Annotated in this window: 2 protein-coding genes; both read left to right on the forward strand. The window is 66.3% G+C overall.

Annotated features, from left to right (window positions below; translation table 11 throughout):
- Positions 1-605: glycerophosphodiester phosphodiesterase (locus Y705_RS20060; protein WP_162149086.1), on the forward strand; the 605-nt coding region annotated here is incomplete at its 5' end.
- Positions 606-645: 40 nt separating this feature from the next.
- Positions 646-2070 (forward strand): glycoside hydrolase family 15 protein (locus tag Y705_RS20065; protein WP_049822779.1); only part of this gene is annotated, 1425 nt, incomplete at its 3' end.

The following is a 2070-nucleotide window of genomic DNA, read 5'->3' on the forward strand; positions in this document are numbered from 1 at the left end:
AATTCGGCGGGCCCGCCAATCAGTTGCTCACCCTGAAGGAACTCCTGAACCTGCTCCGGTTCGCTGGGCGGCCTCTTGCGCTGGCGATCGAGCTCAAGCACCCGAGCCCCTTCGGCCTGCGCCTCGAGGAGGAACTCATCGCCCTGCTGATGGATGAGGGATGGGACCCCGAAAGTTCGAAGCTGGGTGGCATCGACATCAGCTTCATGAGTTTCAATCCTGACTCGATGCGGCAGCTGGCCGAGTTGGGGCCTCCCCATGCGCTCTGCCAGTTGGTCGCGGACGTCGAGCCGGGCGAGGTGCGGGACGCCCTGAGCATCGGATCGATCGCGGAGGGTGCAGTGATCAACCTGATGAGCCGGGCAATCCGGGAGGGTGAGAAACTTCTGGACGGGCATGTCGTGGGCACGGCCGGACCAGGCATCGCCTATGTCCGGGACCACCCCGACCGCGTGCGGCGCTGGGTGGAGGAGGGCCTGCGGGTTCGGGTCTGGACCGTCAATACCCCTGAGCAGTTCAGGCTGGTCGCCTCGCTCGGTGTACAGGAAGTCACCACTGACTACCCGGCGCTGATGATGGAACTCCGCAGCGAGCCCGCGCACTGAAACAGGGCAGCACGACTCCCGGGTGTGATTGAGTTGAGGCATGCAATCCCCTATCGAGGACTACGCCCTTCTATCCGACCTGCACACCGGAGCCCTCATCGCCCGGAACGGAAGTATCGACTGGCTCTGCTTTCCGCGCTTCGATTCGCCGTCGGTCTTCGCGGCGATGCTCGGCACGGAGGACCACGGCCGATGGCTGGTGGCGCCGTCGTCGGGTAGCGCCGAAGTGGTGGGACGCAGCTACATCGATTCGACATTCGTGCTGCAGACCCACTGGCGCACCGAAACCGGGGACGTGCTCGTGACCGACTTCATGCCGACCGGTGACCGCCGCGCCTCGATCGTCCGGCGCATCCAGGGCATCCACGGCACGGTGGCCATGGGGCAGGAGCTGGAGATCCGCTTCGGCTACGGCACGATCCTGCCGTGGGTGAGCCAGGAGGGCGACGACGACGGCCCGATGCTGCTCGCCATGGCCGGGCCCGATGCGCTGATGCTTCGAAGCCCCCGCCTGACCGCCGGCGGACACCGCCATATGGGTGCCTTCACCGTGGAAGCAGGCCAGGTCGTGGACCTCGAGCTGGTCTGGTATCCCTCGCACCGGCCGTCACCCAGCGCCCTCGACGTCGACGAGGCGCTCGACGAGACCATCACCTACTGGAAGTCCTGGGCTGCGAGCTACGACGACGGCGGTAAGTACGGTCCCGCCGTACTGCGGTCCCTGCTGGTCCTTCGCGCCCTCACGCACGAGGACACGGGCGGCATCGTTGCTGCTCCGACCACTTCCCTGCCGGAGGAATTCGGCGGCGCGCGCAACTGGGACTACCGGTTCTGCTGGCTGCGTGATGCGGCCCTGACCCTCGAGGCGATGATGACGCACGGCCTCCAGGAAGAGGCGCTCGAGTGGCGTAACTGGCTGCTGCGGGCCGTCGCCGGGGACCCGGAGGACCTTCAGATCATGTACGGGGTGGCAGGCGAGCGCAACCTGCCCGAAAAGATCCTCGACCATCTGCCCGGCTATGCCGGATCAACGCCGGTCCGGATCGGTAACGGCGCCGTGACCCAGTACCAGGCCGACGTCGTGGGCGAGGTCATGGTGGCCCTGGAGAAGCTGCGCTGCCACGGCGAGCAGGAGGACCACTTCTCCTGGCCGCTGCAGAAGGCCCTGTTGACCTTCGCGGAAAATCATCTCCACGACCGTGACCACGGGATCTGGGAGATGCGGGGGGAGAAGATGCACTTCACCCATTCGAGGGTCATGATGTGGGCGGCTTTCGACTGCGGGGTCCGCGCAGTCCGCGATCACGGCCTCACCGGCCCCGCCGACCACTGGCAGGAGCTCCGCGATGGACTGCATGCCGAGATCATGGAGCACGGCTTCAACGCCGAGATGAACGCCTTCACCCAGACCTATGGCGGCACCGAGATGGACGCGTCCCTGCTGCAGCTGCCGCAGGTCGGGTTC

Source organism: Arthrobacter sp. H41, assembly GCF_000520535.1.
GTDB lineage: Bacteria > Actinomycetota > Actinomycetes > Actinomycetales > Micrococcaceae > Arthrobacter_D.